Origin of the sequence: Olavius algarvensis spirochete endosymbiont, from assembly GCA_900608495.1 — a bacterium.
Lineage (GTDB): Bacteria > Spirochaetota > Spirochaetia > DSM-2461 > DSM-2461 > UBA2779.
The window spans coordinates 1-554 of the sequence record UWYT01000038.1 but is presented as its reverse complement, the minus strand read 5'-3'; the positions used below and the strand labels follow the sequence as shown (position 1 = coordinate 554).

The following is a 554-nucleotide window of genomic DNA, read 5'->3' as shown; positions in this document are numbered from 1 at the left end:
ATCTTTTAGAATTGCCTCTTGATGCGAAGGCCGGGGCTGATTATCTCTTTGAAAGTAGCCGCTGAGTTTGAAAAAACTCCTTAATCCTCTGGTGAATCAAGATGAATCAGGTTATAATAGATATGCAACCATATAGTGAGAAATTATGAATAGAAGTATCTTGGTTTTGGCTCTTATGAGCCTTTTGGTGTCCTGCAAGGTTTTCGATAACACCAGTACGAAATCCGACAGCACCAGCATGGCTTGGGTGGTAAGCACCTTTGCCGGTACTAACACACCGGATTCTGGAAATGGCACCGGCACAGAAGCACGCTTTAACTACCCCGACGGAATGGCTGTGGACTCATCCGGCAATGCCTATGTGACAGATTATAGCAATCACCGCATCCGAAAAATCACGCCGGAGGGGGTGGTAAGCACCTTAGCCGGCAGAAGGTCAGGCTATAAGGATGGCACCGGCACAGATGCGCAGTTTTTCTACCCCGCCGGAGTGGCTGTAGACTCATCCGGCAATGTCTATGTGGCAGATACATACAACCACCGCATCCGGAAAA

The 554-nt window shown here is 48.2% G+C and carries 1 protein-coding gene; it reads left to right on the top strand.

The window, feature by feature from the left end; genetic code table 11:
- Nucleotides 1-145: 145 nt before the first annotated feature.
- A partial coding sequence (locus tag S1OALGB6SA_RS00730; RefSeq protein WP_124032232.1) for an alkaline phosphatase PhoX occupies nucleotides 146-554 on the top strand: 409 nt, incomplete at its 3' end.